A 23,310-nucleotide genomic window follows, 5' to 3' on the forward strand; every position below is an offset into this window, starting at 1 on the left:
CCGCGCCGTGGTTCCCCGCGCTCGGCCCGCTGCGGGGCCGCGCGCCGCGAACGCTCGGCCTCGAATGCCTCGTCATGATCTTCGTCGGTGTAGCGCGGAATGACCGTCGTGTCGTCGTCGTAGTCCTCCCATGCCTGGTCGTTTCGCCGGTAACGCCGCTCAGCCTCGCGCTGACGGAAACGTTCCTCGGCTCGCGCCCATCGATCCGTCATGCACCGTCTCCGGACTCAGACGCCGCTTCGGCCGACTTCAACACCGCACTCCGTTCGTCCAACCATCCCTGCAGGATCGCTACGGCGGCCGCCTGATCGATCACCTGCCGCTGGCCACGCGCGCGAACTCCACTGTCCCGCAATGCACGTGCAGCTGACACCGTAGTCAAACGTTCGTCGGAAAGTCGGATAGGCACAGGTGCTATGACTGCGCGCAAACGCTCAGCGAATGCCACTGCCGCCTCGGCGGCGGTGCCTTTTTCCCCGCGCAATGTCCGTGGCAGACCGACGATGACCTCGACGGCTTCATACTCCCGCACAATTTCGGCAATTCTGGAAATGTCGCTTGCCGGTCCTGGCGCGCGCTTATTCGGCTTCGCGCGCGCCACCGTTTCCACGGGCGTGGCGAGCATGCCGTCCGGGTCGCTGGAGGCGACCCCGATGCGGACACTGCCGACATCGATGCCGATCCGCCTGCCGCGGCCGGGATCGCTGTCAGGAGAGGGACGATGACTCTCCGAGTCGCCCATCACCCGGCCAGTTCGGCCACCCGAGCACGGACCGCGGCCAGACCGACTTCGATACCCGTCGGGTCCGAACCCGCGCCCTGCGCCATCTCCGGCTTGCCGCCACCGCGACCGGCAATGCTCGGGCCGAAGCTCGCAACCAGGTCTCCGGCCTTGAAGCCGAGATCCTGTGCGCTCTTATTGACCGTCACGACGAACGGCACCTTGCCCTCGACATTGCCGAGCAGCACGACGACCGCCGGTTCGGTGCCGAACCGGCCACGGATATCGGTGGCCAGAGTGCGCAGGTCACCGGCGGCGACACCTTCGGGCGCGGCGGCGGCCACCAGCAGCACGCTGCCGAATCGCTCGGCCTCGTCGACGAACTTCGCCGCCGAAGCGAGCACCGCGGCGATCTTGGTGCGCTCGAGCTCCTTCTCGGCCACCTTCAGCCGCTCCACGAGCTGCTCGACGCGTGCGGGCACCTCCTCCGAAGGCACCTTCAGCGAGGACGCGACACCGGCCAGCAGCGCACGTTCCTTCGCCAGATACTTGTAGGAGTCCAGGCCGACGAAGGCCTCTACGCGCCGCTTGCCGGATCCGATCGCCGATTCGCCGAGCACGGTGATCGGGCCGATCTGCGAGGAATGCTGTACGTGCGTACCACCGCACAGCTCCATCGAGAACGGTCCGCCGATCTCCACCACGCGCACCTCGTCGCCGTAGTTCTCGCCGAACAACGCGAGCGCGCCCATTTGCTTGGCCTTGGGCAGATCGGTGACGAAGGTGTTCACCGGGAAGTCCGCGCCGACCGCGTCGTTGGAGACGGCCTCGATATCGGCCTTCTGCTGTTCGGAGAGCTGGCCCTGCCAGTTGAAGTCGAAGCGCAGGTAGCCGGGCTTGTTCAGCGAACCGGCCTGCACGGCGTTCGGGCCGAGAACCTGCCGCAGCGCGGCGTGCACCATATGCGTGCCGGAGTGGCCCTGGGTGGCACCCTGGCGCCAGGCCGGATCGGCCTGGGCGAGCACCACATCCCCCTCGGTGATCTGCCCCTGTTCGACCGTGGTCTTGTGCACCCACAGCTTCTTGGCGATCTTCTGCACATCGTTGACGCGCAGCTTGAGGCCCTGCGCGGTAATGGTGCCACGATCGGCGATCTGACCGCCGGACTCCGCGTACAGCGGGCTGCGGTCCAGGATGACCTCCACGTCCTGGCCGGTGGTCGCGGTCGGCACCCGGACGCCGTCGGCGATCAGCGCGAGCACATGCGCCTCGGAGGTCAGCTCGTCGAAGCCGGTGAATTCCGTTGCGCCGCGGTCGACCAGCTCCTTGTAGATGGACAGGTCGGCATGTCCGTGCTTGCGCGCCTGCGCATCCTCCTTGGCCATCTTCCGCTGTTCGGCCATGAGCGAGCGGAAGCCCTCCTCGTCGACCGACAGACCGGCCTCGGCGGCCATCTCCAGGGTCAGCTCGATCGGGAAGCCGTAGGTGTCGTGCAGTTTGAAGGCGTCCGAACCCGGAATCGTCTTGCCGCCCTTGGCCGCAACCTCGTCGACGGCGTCGGCGAACAGCCGCGAGCCGGTGTTCAGGGTCTTGAGGAACGCTGTCTCCTCACCCACCGCGACATTCTCGATCCGCCCGAAGTCGGTGGCAAGTTCCGGATACGACGGCGACATCAGCTCGCTGACGACCTTGATGAATTCGCCGATCACCGGCTTGTCCGCACCGAGCAGCCGGGCCGAACGCACGATCCGGCGCAGCAGACGGCGCAGCACGTAGCCGCGGCCCTCATTGCCCGGGTTGACGCCGTCGGCGATCAGCATGGCCGAGGTGCGGGCATGGTCGGCGATGACGCGGAATCGGCGGTCGTCCTCGTGTTCGACACCGTAGGACCGGCCGGTCAACTCCTCGGCCTTATCGATGATCGGGCGCAGCAGGTCGGTCTCGTAGACGTTGTCGACGCCCTGCAGCAGCAGCGCGATGCGCTCGACGCCCATACCGGTATCGATATTCTTCTTGGGTAGCGATCCGACCGGCGGGTAGCCGAGCTTGGGGCTCTGCTCACCGCGGATGTCCTGCATGAAGACCAGATTCCAGATCTCCAGGTAGCGGTCCTCGTCGGCGACCGGGCCGCCGTCCTTACCGTATGCGGGGCCGCGGTCGTAGTAGATCTCCGAACACGGGCCACCCGGACCGGGCACGCCCATATCCCAATAGTTGTCCTTGCCGTCGCGGAACTGGATCCGCTCCTTCGGGATGCCCGCGACCCGGTGCCAGATCTCGGCGGCCTCCGGATCGGATTCGTAGGCGGTCACCCAGATCCGCTCGGGATCGAAGCCGTAGCCACCGTCCTCCTGCGACTTCGTGATCAACTCCCAAGCGAGGGTAATGGCACCCTCCTTGAAGTAGTCTCCGAAGGAGAAGTTGCCCGCCATCTGGAAGAAAGTGTTGTGCCGGGTGGTGACACCGACCTCTTCGATATCGCCGGTGCGGACGCATTTCTGCACACTGGTCGCGCGCGGGAACGGCGGCGCCTCCTGGCCCAAGAAATACGGCTTGAACTGAACCATGCCCGCGTTGACGAACAACAGGGTGGGGTCGGCCAGGATCAGCGAGGCACTGGGCACCTCGGTATGTCCGGCACGGACAAAATGGTCCAGGAATCGCCGTCGGATCTCGTGGGTCTGCACAGATATCCAGCCTACCGGTGTCCCGCATCCCCTTTTTCAGCGCCCGGGTGCTCCAGGAGCGGACCCGGAACCGGTCCGAGGCGAAGTGCGCGTTTATCGTCCGCGGACGATTCTGCGCAGCTTCTCGACGCGGCGTTGGATGTCGCGTTCGACGCCGTGGTCGGTCGGGGTGTAGTAGTCACGTCCGACGATCTCGTCGGGCGGATACTGTTGGGCCAGTACGCCATCCGGATCGTCATGCGGATATTTGTAGCCCTGGGCGTTACCGAGAGCGGCGGCTCCCGCATAGTGGCCGTCGCGCAGATGTGCGGGTACCAAGCCCGCCTTGCCTGCCGAAATGTCGGCGAGGGCCGCGCCGAGCGCGGCGGGCACGGCACCGGATTTGGGGGCGGTGGCCAGGTGAATTGTGGCGTGGGTCAGGGTGAGTTGGGCCTCGGGCATGCCGATCAGCTGCACGACGTGCGCGGCCGCGACCGCGGTCTGTAGCGCCATCGGATCGGCCATGCCGATGTCCTCGCTCGCCGAAATCACCAGGCGGCGGGCGATGAAGCGGGGATCCTCGCCCGCGCTCAGCATGCGGGCCAGATAGTGCAGTGCCGCATCGACATCCGAGCCGCGGATGGATTTGATGAAGGCGCTCACCACGTCGTAGTGCTGGTCACCGGCTCGGTCGTAGCGGACGGCCGCCTTGTCCACGCTGGCCTCGACCAGATCCACATCGACGGTGCCATCCAACGAGGATTCCGCCGATGCCTCCAGCGCGGTGAGCGCCCGGCGCGCGTCCCCACCCGCGATCCGCACGATGTGCTCGAGCGCGGCTTCGGTCACCGTGTACGCGCCGTCGTAACCGCGCGGGTCGGCGAGGGCACGGTCGAGCACCAGCCGGATATCGGCCGCGGTGAGTGACTGTAATTGCAGCACCAGCGAGCGCGACAGCAGTGGCGAGACCACCGAGAACGACGGATTCTCGGTCGTCGCGCCGACCAGAAGCACGATTCGGTTCTCCACCGCTGCCAGCAATGCGTCCTGCTGGGTCTTGGAGAAGCGATGCACCTCGTCGATGAACAGCACGGTCTGCTCGCCCGCCGTGAGACGGCGGCGGGCCACATCAATGACCGCGCGCACCTCCTTCACCCCGGCCGACAAGGCCGACAGCGCCTCGAAGCGACGACCGGTGGCCTGTGAAATCAGCGAGGCCAGCGTCGTCTTGCCGGTGCCCGGCGGTCCGTACAACAGCACCGATGCCGCGCCGGACCCCTCGATCAGCCGCCGCAGCGGTGAGCCGGGTCCGAGCAGATGCTGTTGGCCGACCACCTCATCCAATGTCGCTGGGCGCATCCGCACCGCCAGCGGCGCACCGGCATCCCGGCGAACCACACTGTCGATGGAGTGCCCGGTCGGCACCTCGTCGCCGGGCACGTCGAATAAGCCTTCGCTCACACCGAGCACGTTACCGAGAGGGTCCGACAGCAACTTGCCGGACTCCACGCGATTCGAGGAGCAGAATTTGCTCGCGACAGGTTGTCGATTTCCGTCGAGCTCGCTCGTCGGAACGAATACGACGGCCCGATCGGCGGGTCGACGCAAACCGAAGGAGCGAGATCATGAGCCAGTACCTGGTGCTTATCTACGAGGACGAGAGCGCGTACGCGGGTGCATCGGAACAGGTCATGGGCGAGGTCTACCAGGCGCACACGACCTTCCAGGAGATCGCGGGCGATGCGGTACAAGGCGGTAACGCACTGCAGCCGACCGCCACCGCCACCTCCATCCGGCAGAACGACGCCGGCGATTTCACCGTGACCGATGCCCCGTTCGCCGAGGCCAAGGAAGCACTCGGCGGCTACTACCTGATCGAGGCCGCGGATCTGGACGCCGCGATCGCACTGGCCAAGCAGGTGCCCGCCCGATTCGGCGGCGTCGAAGTGCGCCCGATCATGACCTTCGACTAGTTCGATGCCGATCGATACCGATGCGGCCGCGGCCGTCGACCAGGCGCACCGTCGCGAATGGGCCTTCGTGCTCGCCGCGACGGTGCGGCTGGTCCGCGACTTCGACCTCGCCGAGGAGTGCGTCCAGGACGCCTATGCGCGAGCGCTCACCGAGTGGGCCGCGCACGGCGTTCCCGCCAAACCCGGCGCCTGGCTGACCACTGTCGCCCGCCGCCGCGGCCTCGACCTGCTACGCCGCGATTCGACCTTGCGGCGCACGCTGCCCATGCTGATCACCGGCCGAGCCGAGGACAGCGCCGATCTCGCACTCGCGGAACTGGATTCGGCATCGGCCATCCCCGACGACCGGTTGCGGTTGATAAGCACCTGCTGCCACCCGGCCCTGGCCCGCGAGGCCCAGGTGGCGCTCACCCTGCGGCTGGTCTGCGGTGTCACCACCGCCGAGGTCGCCCGCGCCTTCCTCACCAGCGAATCGACCATGGCGGCCCGAATCACCCGCGCCAAGAAGAAGATCGCGGTGGCGCGCATTCCGTATCGGGTGCCGTCGGTGCGCGAACTCCCGGACCGGCTCGACGCCATCTGCGCCGTCATCCACCTGCTGTTCACCACCGGTCACACCGCGCCGTCGGGTGACGCGCTGGTGCGTGCCGATCTGGTCGAACGGGCGCTGCAACTCGCGCGAATGATGCATTCGCTCGTCCCCGACGACCCTTCCGTCACCGGCCTGCTGGCCCTGATCCTGCTCACCGACGCGCGACGCGCCGCCCGAGTGGATGCCGAAGGCCGACTGTGCACCCTCGAACACCAAGATCGCTCGCAGTGGGACCGCGAGGCCATCGCCGAGGGCATCGCGCTGGTGAAAACCGCTCTGCCGCATACGGATCGGTACACACTCCAAGCCGCCATCGCCGCCGTGCACGACGAGGCGCCGTCCTGGGCGGAGACCGACTGGCGTGAGATCACCGGCTTGTACGTTCTGCTGCTGCGAATCTGGCCGTCACCGGTGGTGCGCCTCAATCATGCTGTGGCAGTTGGCCTTTCCGGCAATCCGACCCGAGCCCTAGCCCTGCTCGACGACCTGGCCACCGAACCGTCCCTCGCCACCTACGGCTACCTCGAAGCCTCCCGAGCCGTCTTCCTCACCCAGCTGGGCCGGACCACCGAAGCAGCCCGAGCCTACGAATCCGCCCTACTCCTGACCGAAAACACCATCGAACGAGCCCATCTCGAAGCCCGCCTATCCGACCTCACGGCCTGACGCAACCGGGCCACGAACCAACCCGAAACCTATTCGGACCAACGCTCTTCGAGCATCGCCGAGACATCCTCGGCGAAATCACCGACCGCGTCGTCCCCGGTGCAGCGCGCATCTTCCGCCAGAGCGGCCCAGCGGTTGATCAGGGCCTCCGAGCGCGGAACAGACAGGCCGTGTTCGCGGGCGGAGGCGATGCGGGTGTGGTCGGCGGGCAGGAACCAGAAGGTGGTGAGCCAGACCCAGATGAGACGGGCTTCCAGGATGCGTTCGGCGAGTACTGCGTCGTCGGCCAGCGCGGGCCAGACACCGACGACCTCGGCGCGCCATGCCTCGACCATTTGCTTGGCGCGCTCGCGGGACAGTTCGAAGTCGCAGAGGCAGCCGGGAAAGGACACCAGCGCGTAGGCGATGTCGAGGGTGGCGTCACGGTAGCCACCCCATTCGTAGTCGAGGAAACGCGCGCCCTCTTCATTGAGGATCACATTGTCCGGGCACAGGTCCGAGGGGCTGAATGCGCGCAAGCGCCCCGCGGAGAACAGCCGATTGCCGCGCACGATCCGCTCGGCGATCTCACCGGGCACCTCGATGCCGAGTTCGCGCTGCAGCATGCCTGGCACCTCGGAGATGGCGGCCTCGGCCTGTTGCGCGATGCCGTCGACCCGGTGCACCACATCCACCCGGCGCAGCAGCGCGACGAAATCAGCTTCCCGCCCGACGGTTGCCGCATGCATCCGACCCAGCGCCTGCGCGAAGGCCATCAGCGCGTTGCGGGTGGCCGGTTCCGCACCGGATTGCAGCACCTGCGTCATCCGGGAGTTCTCACCGAGATCACTCAGGACGAGCAGCCGGTCCGGGAGACTGTGCGCGATCAGATACGCGCCGGGCCGCTGATCGCGGCTGAGCGCGGTGGTGAATTGGTAGGACACGGCCTCGCGGAGAAATGCGGAGTCGATGCTGGCGACGCCGGGCGCGAGACCACCCGTCGTGCGGTCCGCCGCGGATCCGCGAACCTGCTTGACGATGAGCGTCCGGGGCAGGGAGTAGGCGTTCTCTGAAACACGCACGCGTAGGACCGTCGTCCTACCACTACCGCTGAGTTCCATGGGATCGCTCAGCTTCACCGGAGCACCCATTCGCTTTGTGAGCAACTGCTGTGCTGCGGACACGACTTCGGCGGCGCGTTCGGCCAATAGTGCGGTCATCGCTAATCAAGCTACTCGCACCGGGTCACTTCTAGCGAGCGGTTACACAACCTTTCCGCGTCGTTCGGCGTGTCTGCGTCAACGTTGCGGAACGGGCGCTGCTTGCTTGACACCATTGCGGCTGTCCGGTTTTCTCATCGTCAACTGCCGTGCGCCACACCGCAAACCAGTTGCGTCGAAAGGTCTGCAGACAATGTCCGACTCACCGTCGCCCAAGCCGAACGAACCAACTGGCTCGCCCGAACCGAGCGGCGGCGCGCGCGACGAGGGTAGCGGCGAACAGTTCGCCGCCCATCCCGGTCAGCACGAAAGCGCCGATCCGCAACCGGCGGAAGCGAGCGCCGAGCACGGCAGGCACGAGATGGCCGGGCCCGCTGGCTACCCACAGTTCGAGGGTCCCGGAGCGGCGCAGTACGGCAGTGAACCGCTGGAGCCACCACCGCCGGTCGGCGCGCCCGGACAACCGGGACAGCCGAGCTACGGTCCACTGGGAACCGGTCCCGCCTCGGCGCATCCCGCAACGATGCCACCTGGCGCGATGCCTCCCGGAGCGGCCGCAACGCCTGCCGGTGCCGTCCCGCCGGGCGCGATGCAACCCGGCTCCGAACAGGCTGGAGCAGCAGCACCCGGCCTGGCGAAGCCCGGCACCGTGCCGCCCGGTTCCGTACCGCCCGGCGCAACACAACCCGGCACCATGCCGCCGGGCACGATACCTCCTCCCGATGCGATGTCCCCGGGCTTTGATCCCGGCGCACCGACCTACGGCTATCAATCCGCCCCCGGCGCACCGATCACCCTCGATGTCGGCAATGCCCTGAGCTACGGCTGGGAGAAGTTCCGCGCGAATTTCGGCCCCTGGCTGGCCGTTACCGCGGTCGGCGTGATCATCTATCTGGCCTTCGTACTCATCGTCCAGGCCGTGCAACCGAATTCGCTGTTCAGTCTGTTGCTGATCTTCCTCGCGGTGATGGTCGCGATCTGGCTGCTGCAGGCCGCCATGATCCGCGGCGCACTCTACGAAACCGACGGCAACAAACCGACTTTCGCGTCCTATTTCCATTTCGTGAATGCGGGAAATGTCCTCTTGACAGCCCTGCTCGCCTTCGCGCTCACCTGGCTCGGCGCGGCGCTGTGCTTCGTACCCGGTCTGATCGCCGGATTCCTGTGCATGTTCTCGCTGCACTTCGTCGTCGATCAGGAGCAGGGCCCGTTCGAGGCGATCAAGTCCAGTGCGACGCTGGTCATCGCCAATATCGGGCAGGTGCTGCTGCTCGCCCTCGCGGTGCTGGTCATCACCTTTGTCGCCACCCTGCTGTGCGGCTTCGGTCTGCTGGTCGCCGGACCGGTGTGCACGATCGCGGTGACCTACGCCTACCGGGCACTCACCGGCGGCACCGTGTCCGTGACCTAGCATCCGGCGCGCTGGGCGCATTCGCTCCCAGCGCACGGGAACCACTGGCTCGCAACAGAATTGGCGGTCACTTCGAGGGCACGGACCGCATCCACCACCACTGCTTGAACCGTGCGATCGGGCCGCCCTCGCTGCCCGCGCGCGGGCGCAGCGCCAGCACGAGCACTCCGGCCGTGACGATCCCCGCCAGGTTCACCGCGAGCTGCCCCACCGACATGAAGGCGATATGCCACTGCCCCAAGGTCGCCGCGACCACCGCGAATCCGGCGGCGGGCACGGTGGTCACCGAGATGAATACCCCCACCAGCGCCGCCGATTTCGCGGTCACCACCGCCAGCATGCCCGCCGCACCCGCCAGCAGCGCGACCACCAGTGAGAACGGCCCGACCTCATAGATGAAGTCGACATTCTGAATGGCTTCCACACCGGTCAAGGTGATCCAGCCGAACTGCTCCCACAGCAAGGTCGCCAACAGCGTCATGACCATCGCCACCGGAAAGGCCACCAGCAGCGCGACCGCCGACTTGCGGGCGAGCCGGAAATCGCGCCGCCACAGCCCGACCGAAAAGGCCGCCAGCGGCCCGAATTCCGGCCCGACCACCATCGCGCCGACGATCGTCACCGACGAGTCGGTGGCCACGCCAACGGCCGCGAGCAGACAGGCGATGGTGAGGAAGGCGATGAAGGTCAGGGTCAGCGAGGACTCCTCATGAGTCTGCGCGAGCAGTTCCTCCCATACGACGGCATCGGTCGGATCGCCCGGAGCCTCCTCGATCGCCCGCTCGCCCGCATCGGAGATCACTGTCTCGACGGGGCCGAGCGTGATGCCGCCGGTGTGCTTGATGCCGAGCGTGGTCAGATCGGCGAGCACATCATTGGCGGCCTCCCGCGCGACATCGGCCTGGATCAGATCACCGACGGGCTCGACAGCGACACCGCGCGCCAGCGTCACATGGGTGACGCCCGGGTCGGCACCCAGCACCGCCATCACCTTGTCGGTGAGTTCGGGCGGGCTGATCATGCGCAAGTGCAGCACTGGAACCCCTCGTGGTCAGCATCGATGAAGCTGACCAGAAAGTACCGCTCCGGCTGCGGCCCGCGCTATTCCGAACCGCGAGCCGCGTCGCCGCCCTCGTCCTTCTTCTTCTCCGGCTTGAAGTCCAGCCCCGCTTCCTTGCGCTGCTGCGCGGTGATCGGTGCGGGCGCATCGGTCAGCGGGTCCACACCGCCACCGGTCTTCGGGAAGGCGATGACCTCGCGGATCGAATCCACCCCGGCCAGCAGCGCGGTGATCCGGTCCCAGCCGAAGGCGATGCCGCCGTGCGGCGGGGCACCGTAGGAGAAGGCGTCGAGCAGGAAGCCGAACTTCTCCTGCGCCTCGTCGTGCCCGATGCCCATCACATTGAAGACGCGCTCCTGCACATCGCGGCGATGGATGCGGATGCTGCCGCCGCCGATCTCGTTGCCGTTGCAGACGATGTCGTAGGCATAGGCCAGGGCCGAACCCGGGTCGGTGTCGAAGGTGTCCAGCGATTCCGGCTTGGGCGAGGTGAACGCGTGGTGCACTGCGGTCCATGCCGAATGACCAAGTGCCACATCGCCACTCGCGGCCGCCTCGGCGGCGGGTTCGAACATCGGCGCATCCACGATCCACACGAACGCCCAGGCGTTCTCATCGATCAGACCGCACTTGCGCGCGATCTCGCCGCGGGCCGCACCGAGCAGCGCGCGCTGCGCCTTGGCCGGACCCGCGGCGAAGAACACACAGTCGCCAGGCACCGCGCCGACATGCTTGGCCAGGCCCTCGCGCTCGGATTCGCTGAGGTTCTTGGCGACCGGACCGCCGAGCGTGCCGTCCTCCTGCACCAGCACATACGCCAGCCCCTTGGCGCCGCGCTGCTTGGCCCAGTCCTGCCAGGCGTCGAGCTGACGCCGCGGCTGGCTCGCACCGCCGGGCATCACGACCGCGCCGACGTACTCCGCCTGGAACACTCGGAACGGAGTCTCCTTGAAATATTCGGTGCATTCGGTGATCTCGACACCGAAGCGCAGATCCGGCTTATCGCTACCGAAGCGACGCATCGCCTCCGCGTAGGTCATATGCGGAATCGGGAACGGGATCTCGTAGCCGACCAGCTTCCACAGCTGCTCCAAGATCTCCTCGGCGACCAGGATGACGTCCTCCTGGCGCACGAAGCTCATCTCGAGGTCGAGCTGGGTGAATTCGGGTTGGCGGTCGGCGCGGAAGTCCTCGTCCCGATAGCAGCGCGCGATCTGGTAGTACCGCTCGACACCGGCGACCATCAGCAGCTGCTTGAACAGCTGCGGGCTCTGCGGCAATGCGTAGAAGTTGCCCGGCTGCAGTCGCGCGGGTACCAGGAAGTCGCGCGCGCCCTCGGGTGTGGAGCGGGTCATCGTCGGGGTCTCGACCTCGACGAATTCGTGACGGGCCAGCACCGCGCGGGCAGCCGCATTGACCTTCGAGCGCAGCCGGATGGCTTTACCCGGCGCCTCACGGCGCAGGTCGAGGTAGCGGTACTTGAGGCGGGCCTCGTCACCGGGCTGCTCGTCGAGCTGGAACGGCAGCGGCGCACTCTCGTTGAGCACCTCGAGTTCGGTGACGTTGACCTCGATGGAACCGGTCGGCAGCTCCGGATTCTCGTTGCCGTCGGGCCGCTGCTCGACCACGCCGGTGACCCGCACGCAGAATTCGGCACGCAACTTGTGCGCCTGCGCCGCGGGCTCACCCTCGCGGAACACCGCCTGCGCCACACCCGAGGCATCGCGCAGATCGATGAAGATCACGCCACCGTGGTCACGACGCCGGGCCACCCAGCCGGTGAGGGTGACGGTCTGACCGGCGTGCTCGCTTCGCAGCGAACCAGCCAAGTGGGTGCGCAGCACGGGATTCCTTTCGACGGATGTGACACCGGCAGGGCGATCCGGTGCGGTTGCCATCGTAGTGAGACACATATCCCGAGAGGAAACCGATATCGCCGCCCCGCGTGCGAAGCTGTATCAGCAGGGTATGACCGAGGCGTTTGGCACACGAGAAAGCGAAGCAGATGACCTTCAACGAAGGCCTCCAGATCGACCCGGACCGCGCTTCTTCCGGCGGTGGACCCGGAATGGGCGGCAAGCTCGCCCTCGGCGGCGGCGCCGGTGGTCTCATCCTGCTGGTCATCGGTCTGCTGCTCGGCGGGGATCCCAGTTCGCTGCTCGGCCAGTTGAACGGCAGCGAGAACAGCAGCGTGCAGCCCGGCACCGCGGGTACGCCCGCGCACTGCAAGACCGGTGCGGATGCCAATAAGTACGTCGACTGCCGGGTGGTGCTCACCGCCCAGAGCCTCGACGCGGTGTGGGCGGCACAGCTGCCCCAACAGACGGGCAAGAAGTATTCGAAGCCGAAACTGGTCCTGTTCTCCGGATCGGTCTCGACCGGATGCGGCAATGCGACCAGTGCGGTCGGCCCGTTCTATTGCCCCGCCGACCGGACCGCCTACTTCGACACCGCCTTCTTCCAGGAACTGGTCGACCGCTTCGGTTCCAGCGGCGGCCCGCTCGCCCAGGAGTACGTGGTGGCACACGAGGTCGGCCACCACATCCAGAATCTGCTCGGCGATATCGGCCGGGCCCAACAGGATCCGCGCGGCGCGGAATCCGGGGCGGTGCGCACCGAACTCCAGGCCGACTGCTATGCGGGCATCTGGGCCCACTTCGCCGACAAGCAGCCCGCCCCCGGCGCCAACCAACCCTTCCTGAAAACCCTGTCCGACAACGATATCCGTGATGCCCTCTCCGCCGCGTCCGCAGTCGGCGACGACCGAATCCAGCGCGCCGCCCAGGGCCGCGTCAACCCGGAGGCCTGGACCCACGGTTCCTCGGACCAACGCCAGAAATGGTTCCTCACCGGCTACAAGACCGGCCAAGTCCAAGCGTGCGACACGTACTCGGCCGCGGATCTGAACACCCCGTCCGCATTGCGCTGATCGCCAGCCGATGATCAATAATCGACGCCAGTCGGACTGCGGCACAAGGTAGATAGGGATTTCATGCGGAGAACGAAGTCGGCACTGATGCTTCTCGTCGTGGCGCTCGCCGGTAGCTGGGGCGTCGCCTCGGCGCAACCGGCCGCCGACACGCCACAGCAGGCCGCCCCCGCACTGCTGACACTCACCACCATCCCGAGCGGTTGGTCCGAGCGCGTCGACCTGCGCCCGCTGCTGCAGGTCTACGCCGACGGACGCGCGGTGCAACAGCCGGATGCGGCATCCACCACCCGCGCCGCCGATACCCCGCCGCAGCGACTCACCGGCACCGTCCCCGGCGACGTCCTGAATGCCGCACTGGCGGAAACCAAATCACTCGCCGCGCTCGACCTCGGCATGCCCGGCGGCACCGACCAGGGCACCCAGATCATCGACCTCATGCAGACCCCGCCGGACCAAGACGTCCATCTGCTCATGTATTCCCCCGATGCCACCGAGAATCTCACGCCCGAGCAACAAGCCAACCGCAAACGCTTCACCGACCTCTACCGCAAACTTCTCGACGCTTTCACCCGAGACCACTGAACCGGGTTCGGCAGCGATTGCCGTTCACGTACTTGGACAGCACCCAGACCCTGCTCGCGCGCAAACGGTGAGCTCTCGATCAAGCGCTGCGGCAGTTTCGAGACGATATGCAACCACGAGGCATGTTGTGCGCCTTCGGTATTCGCCAGAGTCGAGTTAGCGCAACGGGGTATGTCCAGCTAGAACAACAGTGCCCCCACTCGAAACCGAGCGGGGGCACCGAAGTTCTGCTATCGACTAGAACTGGTCCTGTTCGTAGTCCGAGCTGACCAATTCATCCGCGTGGGTCGCGCCGATGACGTCCGGGGTGGACTCACCGAGGGGGCCGGTGAGGTCGTTGTCGCCGGTGCGGCTGTGGTAGGGGTCCACATTGCGCGAGTGCTCGTCGTCGCTGCCGCCGCGTTGGCCGGTGGCACCGGGGCTGCCGCCCATGAAGGAGTTCCCGGTGCTCGCCGCGCTGGTCGAGGTACCCGTGCCCAAGGATGTGCCGGACAGGCCCGAGACCCGGCTGATGGGCGATACCGAGCTGCCGGGCGTTCCGGTCACCTTCTGCGTCGACGGCGAGCCCGAGGTGCTCGGCGAACCGGAATGGCTTCCGATGCCGATGCCCGAGCCTCCCGAGCTGGTGTGCCCGGTATTGAACGATGCCGCCGTGGTAGACGTGCTCGGCGAACCGGAGGTGCTGGAACCGTCCAACAAACTGGCGGCATTGGTCGACGCATCCTGCGCGACCGACTGCGCCTGCTCCATGATCGGCTCGCCGATGTTCTGCATGACTGCCTGCGCGACCTCCTGCGGCGCGGGCAGACCACTGGTCCCGAGCAACTGATTCACCATGCCGGTCAGCTCGGCCGTCTTCCCGGCAAGATCACCGCGGGTGGCATTGGCGACCGCGACAGCCGACCCGAGATGTTCGGTCGCGGTCGCGATGAGCGCGGCCTGACCCGGCGGGGTCAGCGCCACCGGCACGAGTGCGGTTGCCTGCGTGGCGAATTCGCTCGCGATGCCGAGCAACTGCGCATTGCCCTGCTGCACCACCGCGGCGGCGCGCTGGGTGAGTTCGGAGATATCGATACCGCGCTGACTGGTGTCCTGTCCCTGGGTCTGCGCGGTCTGGCTCGCGGCCTGCGCCTCCCGGGATGACTGGCCCTGCCACAGCTGCTCGACGGTCTGCAGACCACCCTTGCCGACCGATACGGCGGCCTCGATGATCTTGGACGACTGACTGAGAATCGCGGTGGGGTCGAAGGCTCCGATGACACCGGTACCGAAGCTGTTGAGCAGCTCGAGGATCGGCTGGAACAGCGTGTCGATGCCAGGGATTCCGGGAATCGACAGCCCCTGCATCAGCGCCGCGGCCGGATCCGACGGAATATTCGTTGCCGCCGCGGCCGCACCCGGGTTGCTCGCCCCGCCGAGCGCACTGTTCACCGCACTCTGCGCCTGCTGCGCCGCACTCTGGGCCGCCTGCACCACCGGAGCTGCCGCATGGCTGATCGCGGTCTGCGCATCGGTAAATGCCTGCGACACATCCGGTGGCACCGCGCCGGACAGAATCGCGCTCGCGTCCGACGTCGAATTGCCGTTGAGCCCCGGTATGCCCGAGGGGATGGTCCCCAGCTGCGGCGATTCCTCGGTGATCTTGCGCGCGAGCACGAATTCGGGCGCCTCGATCGGCGGCAGATCCGCGGGCAATTGCGGCAGCGACAGATCACTCAATCCCTGCGATGCGTTCTGCAGTGCGTCGACCGCGGTGTTCTGCGTCGCGATCACGGCCTCTTCGATGGCCACGCTCTGCTGGTCGGGCGCGATCACGCCGGTATCCATCGGCTTCATACCCCGCCCCCGACCTGGTTCGCGATCGCGCTCAGTACGCCCGCGTTGCCGGAGTCGGTGGTGTCGAAGGCAGCGGCCGCGGTGAACGCGGACTTGGAGAGCTTGTCGTATTTGGCCGACAGTTCATTGATGTCCTTGGCCTGCAATACCTGTGCCGCCGCGAACGCCAACAGATAGTCGGCGCCGATCAGCCCGAATACCGGCGTGAGCGCGGCAACGTTCTGTACGGCATCGAAGTTGCCCGCCCCCGCGATCTCACCAGCGACTCCGGCATTCGTCGCCGCGAACGCTCGGACCGCATCGGTCTCCACCGAGAGATCAGCCATCGAGTTGCACCCCCCAAATCGTCGTGAACTGCAGTTCAGTGTTCATAGCGTCGATCAACATCTACTCCCTGCCCGCACCGGCAGCTCGGCTGCGATCGGGCCCCTGCGCAGCTGCGAGTCGGTACCGGCGCCGCTGCGGTTGCGCTCAATATAGCCGACCCCACCGGCAAGTTTCGAGCCAAACGGGAGCCGCGGAAAGGAACTGGAACAGGTTGCAATTTAGAACAGGTTCTATATTCTCGATCGCATGAAGGTCGCAGTGACCGGCGCAGCCGGCTACCTTGGCACGAATCTGCTCAGCCTGCTGGTCGAACGAGGACACGAGGTCACAGCAATCGATCGCATCGTCCCGGAGCAGCGGACGGACCCCAACGTCACCTGGGTTTCCGGCAACGTGCTCGACCCCGAATCCATGCGCACCGTGCTCTCCGGCGCGGAGATCGTCTACCACCTCGTCGCCGTGATCACCCTGGCCGACCAGCACGACCTCGCGTGGAAGGTCAATACCGAGGGCGTGCGCGTCGTCGCAGAGGCGGCACTGGAGCTGGGCGTGCGGCGCATGGTGCACGCGAGCTCCATCCACGCCTTCAACCAGTACACCTGCGGCGGCCGCATCGATGAAACCTCGGTGCGCTCGACCGATCCCGGCCTGCCCGTCTACGACCGCTCCAAATGGGCGGGCGAAATCGAACTGCGCAAGGTGATCGAACAGGGTCTGGACGCCGTGATCTGCAATCCCACCGGCGTCTTCGGCCCGCTCGACTACAGCACCCCGCTGTCCAGAATCAACCGCACCCTCAAGGACGCGGCCCGGGGCCGGGTACCCGCGATGATCGGTGGCGGCTTCGACCTAGTCGATGTCCGCGATGTCGCGAAGGGCCTGATCCTGGCCGGGGAGCGAGGCCGGACCGGCGAGAACTACTTGCTCGGCGGTTCGATGATCTCGATGCTCGACCTGTGTCGCACAGCGGCGGAATGCGGCGGCAAGAAAGGCCCTAAGTTCTCGATCTCGCCCAGGGTCGTCAACGGCTTGATTCCGGTGCTCGAACCGATCGGCAAGCTCTTCAAGACCGATATCGTGTCGAAGGCCGCACTCGGCGCGCTGGTCTCCGCCCCGATCGTCGACCACGCCAAGGCGGAGCGCGAAATCGGTTATCAGCCAAGGCCCATCGAGGAGACCGTGCGCGATCTGGTCGCCTTCTTCACCGATCCGAAGCAGCTCACCACAACCGACGCCCGACAGATTGCTTGACAGTACTTAGAACACATGTTCGACTGATGGGGTGCGGTGGCAAAGCCAAACCTTGGATGCCGACGACGGCGCCCTGCCCGGTCTCGACCGGGCGGGGTTCGTGCGCACCGTGCAGACCCCCGAATTCGAGGGCATCACGTTCCACGAGGTGCTGTGCAAAAGCGCGCTGAACAAGATGCCGGAGGCGTCGAATCTGCCGTTCCATTGGACTATCAATCCGATGCGCGGCTGTTCACACGCCTGCCGCTACTGTTTCGCGCGACCCACCCACGAGTATCTGGATCTGGACGCCGGCCGGGATTTCGATTCACAGATCGTGGTGAAGACCAATATCGCCGCGGTGCTGCGCAAGGAACTCGCCCGGCGGTCCTGGCATCAGGAGCCGGTCGCGCTGGGCACCAATACCGATCCTTATCAACGAGCCGAGGGCCGATATCGGTTGATGCCCGGCATCATTCGTGCGCTGACCGAGTCCGGCACACCGTTCTCCATTCTCACCAAGGGCACGCTGCTGCGCCGGGATCTGCCGCTGCTCACGGCGGCGGCGCGCCAGGTCCGGGTGAGCATCGCCGTCTCCATCGCGATCCTGGATATGGATCTGCACCGCAGCCTGGAATCCGGCACTCCATCACCCAGGGCCCGGTTGGAAATGGTGCGAGCACTGGCCGATGCCGGGTTCGAGGTGAATGTCATGGTCGCGCCGGTGATTCCGTATCTCACCGACAGCCGCGCCCACCTGGACGCACTATTCGGTGCGATCGCCGAGGCGGGAGCGGCATCGGTGGTCGCATTCCCGATGCATCTGCGCGGCGCCACCCGAGGCTGGTTCCTGAGCTGGCTGGCCGAGACGCATCCCGCCTTGGTGCGCCGCTATCGCCAGCTCTACGGCCGCGGCGCCTATGTGACGCCGGAATATGCGTCCTGGCTACGCGAGCGGGTGCAGCCACTGCTCCAGCGACACGGCCTCACCCGCGAACACACCCCGGAACCGCAGACCCGACCCTCGACGCCGCTGACCGACGACACGCAGCTGGCGCTCTTCGCGTAAAGCATTTCACAAGCAATTCCCGCGCACGGCGGAGTAGGTTGGCCAATGGCACCTCCCATCGGACGAGGAAGTGAAGCAGGCATATGGTTTCCGACCAAAGTGATGTCGGCACAGCGAAATTGGAAAAGGTCGTAATTCGGTTCGCCGGGGACTCCGGTGACGGAATGCAGCTCACCGGTGATCGCTTCACACACGAGGCGGCCGCCTTCGGCAACGACCTCGCCACCCAGCCCAACTTCCCAGCCGAAATCCGGGCGCCACAGGGCACGCTGCCCGGCGTCTCGTCCTTCCAGATCCAGATCGCCGACTATGACATCTTGACCGCGGGCGACCAGCCCGACGTGCTGGTCGCGATGAATCCGGCCGCGCTGAAGTCGAATCTGGAGGATGTGCCGCGCGGCGCCACCCTCATCGTGAATACCGATGAATTCACCAAACGCAATCTCGGCAAGGTCGGCTACACCACCGATCCGCTCGACGACGACACGCTGAGCGATTTCGTGGTGCACCGCGTGCCGATGACCTCGCTCACTCTCGGCGCGACCGAGCCCACCGGTGTCGGTAAGAAGGACGCTCAGCGCGCGAAGAATATGTTCGCACTCGGCCTGCTGTCCTGGATGTACGGGCGTCCGATCGGTGGCACCGAACGTTTCCTGCGCGAGAAATTCGCCGCGAAACCCGATATCGCCGAGGCGAATCTGCTCGCCTTCCGCGCGGGCTGGAACTACGGCGAGACCACCGAAAGCTTCGCAACAACTTTCGAGGTTGCCCCGGCCAAGCTGCCGCCGGGAACCTACCGCCAGATAACCGGCAATACCGCACTCGCCTACGGCCTCGTCACCGCTGGGCAATTGTCCGGATTGCCAGTATTTCTCGGCACCTATCCGATCACGCCCGCCTCCGACATCCTGCACGAACTCAGTAAGCACAAGAACTTCGGTGTCACCACCTTCCAGGCCGAAGACGAGATCGCGGGCATCGGCGCGGCCCTCGGCGCTTCGCTCGGCGGCGCGCTCGGCGTGACGAGTACCTCCGGCCCGGGGCTGGCGCTCAAGAGCGAAACCATCGGACTCGCGGTAATGACGGAACTGCCGTTGGTGATCGTCGACGTGCAGCGCGGCGGTCCGTCCACCGGACTGCCGACCAAGACCGAACAGGCCGATCTACTGCAGGCGCTCTACGGCCGCAACGGGGAATCACCGGTCGCCGTGCTCGCGCCGCGCTCCCCCGCAGACTGCTTCGCCACCGCGGTGGAAGCGGCGCGCATCGCGCTCACCTATCGCACGCCGGTGCTGTTGCTTTCCGACGGCTCGATCGCCAATGGCTCTGAGCCATGGTCGATTCCGCGGGTCACCGAGCTGGAGCCGATCGATCCGCGCTTCGAACCCGAGGCCGAGGATGGCACGCCGTTCCAGCCCTATTCCCGTGATCCGGACACCCTCGCCAGGCCGCTCGCGGTGCCGGGCACCGCAGGTCGCGCGCACCGGATCGGTGGACTGGAGAAGGCCGACGGCAGCGGCAATATCTCCTATGAGCCGGGCAATCACGAACTGATGGTTCGCCTGCGGCAGGCCAAGATCGATGGCATCACCGTCCCCGATCTCGAGGTCGACGATCCGGACGGGCGGGCCGAACTGCTGCTGATCGGCTGGGGCAGTTCCTTCGGCCCGATCGGCGAGGCGTGTCGACGCGCCCGCCGTCGGGGTGTCTCGGTCGCGCAGGCGCATCTGCGATATCTGAATCCGTTGCCCGCCAATCTCGATGCCGTACTGCGCGGCTATCGGACGGTGGTCGCGCCGGAAATGAACGGCGGCCAGCTGGCCATGCTGCTGCGGGCGAAGTATCTGGTGGATGTGCAACCGTGGACGAAGATCGCGGGCACGGCTTTCTCCGCACAGGAACTCGTCGGGGTGATCGACGCGGCACTGGACGGATCGATCGAGGATATGGAACAGGATAAGGCCTTCGCGGCCCGGTCGCGGGCCACGTACTCGACTGGGGGTAACTGATGACCATCGTCGAAACCTCGCTCGTCGGAACCGATCTGGGTCTCACCGGCCTGTCCGGAGTACCGTCCGCGGACGGGCCGCAGAAGGTCAAGGACTTCACCTCCGACCAGGAGGTGCGCTGGTGCCCCGGCTGTGGCGACTACGTGATCCTGGCGACCGTGCGTGGCTTCCTGGCCGAACTCGGATTGCGCAGGGAGAACCTGATGTTCGTCTCCGGGATCGGCTGCTCGAGCCGGTTCCCGTACTACCTCGAGGCCTACGGCATCCATTCCATCCACGGTCGCGCGCCCGCCATCGCGACCGGGCTCGCGGTGACCCGGCCGGATCTTTCGGTGTGGGTGGTGACCGGAGACGGTGACGCACTGTCGATCGGCGGCAACCACCTGATCCATGCCCTGCGTCGCAATGTGAATATGACGATCCTGCTGTTCAACAATCGGATCTACGGACTCACCAAGGGCCAGTACTCCCCGACCTCGGAAGAAGGCAAGATCACCAAGTCGACGCCGATGGGCTCGGTCGATCACCCCTTCAACACGCTCTCGGTCGCACTCGGCGCGGAAGCCAGCTTCGCCGCGCGCGCACTGGATTCCGATCGGGCGGGTCTCACCGAGGTGCTGCGCGCCGCGGCCGAACATCGCGGGACCTCGTTCGTGGAGATTCTGCAGGACTGCCCGATCTTCAATGACGGTTCCTTCGATGTGCTGCGCAAGGGCGATGCCGAATCCCGCCTCATCCCGCTGCGGCACGGTCAGCCGATCCGTTTCGGAGCCGATGGCGAATTCGCCGTGGTGCGTGCCGGTTTCGGGCTCGCGGTGGTGCGCACCGACGAGGTCGACGAGTCCGAGATCATCGTGCACGACGCGTACACGGACAATCCGGAATACGCCTACGCGCTCTCCCGCCTGTCCGACCAGGACCTCGGCCACGTGGTCACCGGCATCTTCCGCAATGTCACCCGGCCGACCTATGACGATGCGGTCCGCACCCAAACCACCATGGCGCGCGAACGCAAACCGGTACAAGAGCATTCGCTGCAATCGCTGCTCAACGGTTCGGAAACCTGGACCATCAGCTAGGCAGACCGAGCCGATCGGCGAGCGCGCCGAGGATGCGATGCAGGTCGGCGCGCTCGGCGGCGGTGAGGTCCGCGGTGGTCTCGGCGTCGATCGACTGCGCGGCGTCGAGGCATTTGCGCAGTAGTGTGCGGCCGTGCGAGGTCAGGCTCAGGTTCTGACGGCGGCGATCCTCCGGATCCCGTAACCGTTCGATGGCTCCGAGGGATTCCAGGTGGTCGGCCAGCGCGACGACCAGACTCGGCGCGACACGAAGTATCTGCGCCATCTCCATCTGTGATGTCGGGCCATTGGCCGCCAACACATTCAGCACCCCGGCATGCTTCGGCTTGAGCCCGAGGCTCGACACATCGGCGCTGAAGCGGTCGGTCAGGAACGCACCCAGCAGGCCCAGCCGGAAGGTGGCGGTCTCCGGCAGCTTTGCCGCCTTGACGTTCTTCATAGCCAGCATAATACTGTCCTTAAACCATTCAGACTCTGAACGATTTAGGGAGTGAAAGATGCAGGACCAGAAGCTCACCAGGTCCGCGATCATCGTCAATGCGGTCGGCGCGGGTGTCGCCGTGGCATTCAGCGTCGCGGCTCTTGTCGATCCGACCCTCGCCATATCCGGCAGCGCGGACTCGCCCGGCATCGATCTGTATGCCCAGGCCTACGCGGCCCGCGCGATCCCGCTGGGTGCCGCGCTGCTGTTCAGCCTGGCCAGCGCCCGCAAGCGTGCGCTCCTACCGTTGCTCACCGTGTCGGGCGCGGTACAGCTCGGTGACGTCGCCATCGGTGCCACGCAGGGAGTTCCGGGCATGATGGTCGGCGGCAGCGTGCTCGCGCTGATTCATCTCGCCACGGCGGGTCAGTTGGCGCTCGGCAGAAATCGCTCCGCCGCGGCCGCGGCCTGAGCTACGACTTCGGGTATGAGTCAGACGTGCTTGGCGAAGCCGAAGTCGATGACGGCGTCGCGTTCCTGCTCGAGTTCGGCGACACTGGCGTCGATGCGGGTGCGAGAGAATTCGTCGAGCTCCAGGCCCTGGACGATCGCGTAGTCGCCGCCCGCGCAGGTGACAGGGAACGAGGTGATGAGGCCTTCGGGAATGCCGTAGGAGCCGTCGGAGGGCACGGCCATGGAGGTCCAGTCATCGGCATGAGTGCCGAGCGACCAGTCGTGAAGGTGGTCGATGGCGGCGCTGGCGGCGCTGGCTGCCGAGGACGCGCCGCGGGCCTGGATGATGGCGGTGCCACGCTGCTGGACTGTCGGGATGAAGTCCTCGCGCACCCAGGTCTGGTCAACCAGGTCGAGGGCGGGGCGGCCCGCGATGGTGGCGTGGGTGATATCCGGATACTGGGACGCGGAGTGGTTGCCCCAGATGGCGACGCGGGCGATATCGGCGGCGGGCGCACCGGTCTTCTTGGCCAGCTGCGCGATGGCGCGGTTGTGGTCGAGGCGGGTCATCGCGGTGAAACGCTCGGCCGGGACATCCGGGGCATTGCTCATGGCGATGAAGGCGTTGGTATTGGCCGGATTTCCGACCACCAGCACCTTGACGTCGTCGGCGGCGCTGGCGTTGATCGCCTGGCCCTGCTCGGTGAAGATCGGGCCATTGGCGGCCAGCAGATCCGAACGCTCCATCCCCGCGGTGCGCGGCCGCGCGCCGACCAGCAGCGCGACATTCGCGCCCGCAAACCCGACCCACGGATCGTCACTGATATCGATCGACTCGAGCAGCGGAAACGCACCGTCCTCCAGCTCCATCGCCACGCCCTCCAGCGACGCCACCGCCGCCGGAATCTCCAGCAACCGCAGCCGCACCGGTGTCTCGGACCCCAGCAGCGCCCCGGACGCGATCCGGAACAGCAGGCCGTAGGCGATCTGCCCCGCACCTCCGGTCACGGCGACGGTCACGGGCGCGGTCCGAGCAGCGGTGCTCACGAGAAACTCCTTGCGATAGACGGACACTCGAACCCCA

Annotated in this window: 20 protein-coding genes and 1 pseudogene; 10 read left to right on the plus strand and 11 right to left on the minus strand. The window is 66.4% G+C overall.

The genetic code is table 11. The annotated features are described in order from the left end of the window. The 4 genes and pseudogenes from NA5_RS36425 to NA5_RS36440 form a co-directional block, all read right to left on the minus strand. Positions 1 to 212: pseudogene (locus NA5_RS36425) on the minus strand (endolytic transglycosylase MltG); the annotation flags it as partial. Then, entirely contained in the window at positions 209 to 742 is a 534-nt protein-coding gene (gene ruvX / locus NA5_RS36430; protein ID WP_062993587.1) for a Holliday junction resolvase RuvX, read from the minus strand. The pseudogene NA5_RS36425 and the gene ruvX, both read right to left, overlap by 4 nt. Further along, complete coding sequence (gene alaS / locus NA5_RS36435; protein WP_062993588.1) at positions 742 to 3,408, minus strand: alanine--tRNA ligase; 2,667 nt, start codon at positions 3,406 to 3,408, stop codon at positions 742 to 744. Before alaS ends, ruvX begins: the two co-directional genes overlap by 1 nt. Positions 3,409 to 3,501: 93 nt before the next feature. Further along, positions 3,502 to 4,848, minus strand: a complete 1,347-nt coding sequence (locus tag NA5_RS36440; protein WP_371856492.1) for a replication-associated recombination protein A — start codon at positions 4,846 to 4,848, stop codon at positions 3,502 to 3,504. A 164-nt stretch (positions 4,849 to 5,012) separates the two neighbouring features. Here NA5_RS36440 and NA5_RS36445 point away from each other — a divergent pair, with 164 nt between their 5' ends. Both NA5_RS36445 and NA5_RS36450 read left to right on the plus strand, forming a co-directional pair. Then, a complete protein-coding gene (locus tag NA5_RS36445; RefSeq protein WP_062993589.1) occupies positions 5,013 to 5,360 on the plus strand; it encodes a YciI family protein in 348 nt (115 codons plus the stop codon). A 4-nt stretch (positions 5,361 to 5,364) separates the two neighbouring features. After that, positions 5,365 to 6,618, plus strand: coding sequence for an RNA polymerase sigma factor (locus NA5_RS36450; RefSeq protein ID WP_062993590.1), 1,254 nt, complete (start codon positions 5,365 to 5,367; stop codon positions 6,616 to 6,618). A 29-nt stretch (positions 6,619 to 6,647) separates the two neighbouring features. Here the strand turns inward: NA5_RS36450 and NA5_RS36455 are convergent, their stop codons facing one another. Then, positions 6,648 to 7,817 (minus strand): phosphotransferase family protein, encoded by a 1,170-nt coding sequence (locus tag NA5_RS36455; protein WP_062993591.1) that lies wholly within the window; start codon positions 7,815 to 7,817, stop codon positions 6,648 to 6,650. Positions 7,818 to 8,010: 193 nt separating this feature from the next. Here NA5_RS36455 and NA5_RS42700 point away from each other — a divergent pair, with 193 nt between their 5' ends. Further along, positions 8,011 to 9,228: a hypothetical protein gene (locus NA5_RS42700; RefSeq protein ID WP_062993592.1), complete on the plus strand. Its 1,218-nt coding sequence runs from the start codon at positions 8,011 to 8,013 to the stop codon at positions 9,226 to 9,228. 67 nt (positions 9,229 to 9,295) lie between these two features. On the opposite strand, the gene NA5_RS36465 is transcribed toward NA5_RS42700, so the two are convergent. After that, positions 9,296 to 10,264: a DUF389 domain-containing protein gene (locus NA5_RS36465; protein ID WP_062993593.1), complete on the minus strand. Its 969-nt coding sequence runs from the start codon at positions 10,262 to 10,264 to the stop codon at positions 9,296 to 9,298. Positions 10,265 to 10,329: 65 nt separating this feature from the next. Next, positions 10,330 to 12,132, minus strand: coding sequence for an aspartate--tRNA ligase (aspS, locus tag NA5_RS36470; RefSeq protein WP_062993609.1), 1,803 nt, complete (start codon positions 12,130 to 12,132; stop codon positions 10,330 to 10,332). Positions 12,133 to 12,293: 161 nt separating this feature from the next. Here aspS and ypfJ point away from each other — a divergent pair, with 161 nt between their 5' ends. Continuing rightward, positions 12,294 to 13,217 (plus strand): KPN_02809 family neutral zinc metallopeptidase, encoded by a 924-nt coding sequence (ypfJ, locus tag NA5_RS36475; protein WP_062993594.1) that lies wholly within the window; start codon positions 12,294 to 12,296, stop codon positions 13,215 to 13,217. 63 nt (positions 13,218 to 13,280) lie between these two features. Beyond that, a complete protein-coding gene (locus NA5_RS36480) occupies positions 13,281 to 13,802 on the plus strand; it encodes a hypothetical protein (protein WP_062993595.1) in 522 nt (173 codons plus the stop codon). A 237-nt stretch (positions 13,803 to 14,039) separates the two neighbouring features. On the opposite strand, the gene NA5_RS36485 is transcribed toward NA5_RS36480, so the two are convergent. Together NA5_RS36485 and NA5_RS36490 are read right to left on the minus strand one after the other, a co-directional pair. Next, entirely contained in the window at positions 14,040 to 15,638 is a 1,599-nt protein-coding gene (locus NA5_RS36485) for a hypothetical protein (protein ID WP_062993596.1), read from the minus strand. Beyond that, positions 15,635 to 15,964: a type VII secretion target gene (locus NA5_RS36490; RefSeq protein ID WP_062993597.1), complete on the minus strand. Its 330-nt coding sequence runs from the start codon at positions 15,962 to 15,964 to the stop codon at positions 15,635 to 15,637. The genes NA5_RS36485 and NA5_RS36490 overlap by 4 nt, the downstream gene beginning before the upstream one ends. Before the next feature lie 247 nt (positions 15,965 to 16,211). Between NA5_RS36490 and NA5_RS36495 the strand changes: the two genes are divergently transcribed. The 4 genes from NA5_RS36495 (at position 16,212) to NA5_RS36510 (ending at position 21,352) form a co-directional block, all read left to right on the plus strand. Continuing rightward, on the plus strand, positions 16,212 to 17,216 hold the full coding sequence (locus NA5_RS36495; RefSeq protein ID WP_062993598.1) for an NAD-dependent epimerase/dehydratase family protein: 1,005 nt from the start codon (positions 16,212 to 16,214) through the stop codon (positions 17,214 to 17,216). 31 nt (positions 17,217 to 17,247) lie between these two features. Further along, complete coding sequence (locus tag NA5_RS36500; RefSeq protein ID WP_062993599.1) at positions 17,248 to 18,264, plus strand: Rv2578c family radical SAM protein; 1,017 nt, start codon at positions 17,248 to 17,250, stop codon at positions 18,262 to 18,264. 83 nt (positions 18,265 to 18,347) lie between these two features. Further along, positions 18,348 to 20,273, plus strand: a complete 1,926-nt coding sequence (locus tag NA5_RS36505) for a 2-oxoacid:acceptor oxidoreductase subunit alpha (protein ID WP_062993600.1) — start codon at positions 18,348 to 18,350, stop codon at positions 20,271 to 20,273. Next, complete coding sequence (locus NA5_RS36510; RefSeq protein WP_062993601.1) at positions 20,273 to 21,352, plus strand: 2-oxoacid:ferredoxin oxidoreductase subunit beta; 1,080 nt, start codon at positions 20,273 to 20,275, stop codon at positions 21,350 to 21,352. Before NA5_RS36505 ends, NA5_RS36510 begins: the two co-directional genes overlap by 1 nt. Here the strand turns inward: NA5_RS36510 and NA5_RS36515 are convergent. Continuing rightward, a complete protein-coding gene (locus tag NA5_RS36515) occupies positions 21,345 to 21,791 on the minus strand; it encodes a MarR family winged helix-turn-helix transcriptional regulator (RefSeq protein WP_062993610.1) in 447 nt (148 codons plus the stop codon). The two genes, NA5_RS36510 and NA5_RS36515, sit on opposite strands and share 8 nt — an antisense overlap. Before the next feature lie 58 nt (positions 21,792 to 21,849). Here NA5_RS36515 and NA5_RS36520 point away from each other — a divergent pair, with 58 nt between their 5' ends. After that, on the plus strand, positions 21,850 to 22,245 hold the full coding sequence (locus NA5_RS36520) for a hypothetical protein (RefSeq protein WP_062993602.1): 396 nt from the start codon (positions 21,850 to 21,852) through the stop codon (positions 22,243 to 22,245). 20 nt (positions 22,246 to 22,265) lie between these two features. On the opposite strand, the gene NA5_RS36525 is transcribed toward NA5_RS36520, so the two are convergent. Then, positions 22,266 to 23,273 carry a malate dehydrogenase gene (locus NA5_RS36525; protein WP_062993611.1) on the minus strand — a complete coding sequence of 336 codons (1,008 nt, stop codon included), beginning with the start codon at positions 23,271 to 23,273 and terminating at the stop codon, positions 22,266 to 22,268. Positions 23,274 to 23,310 lie beyond the last annotated feature (37 nt).

It is taken from the genome of Nocardia anaemiae NBRC 100462, from assembly GCF_001612725.1.
Classification (GTDB): Bacteria; Actinomycetota; Actinomycetes; order Mycobacteriales; family Mycobacteriaceae; genus Nocardia; species Nocardia anaemiae.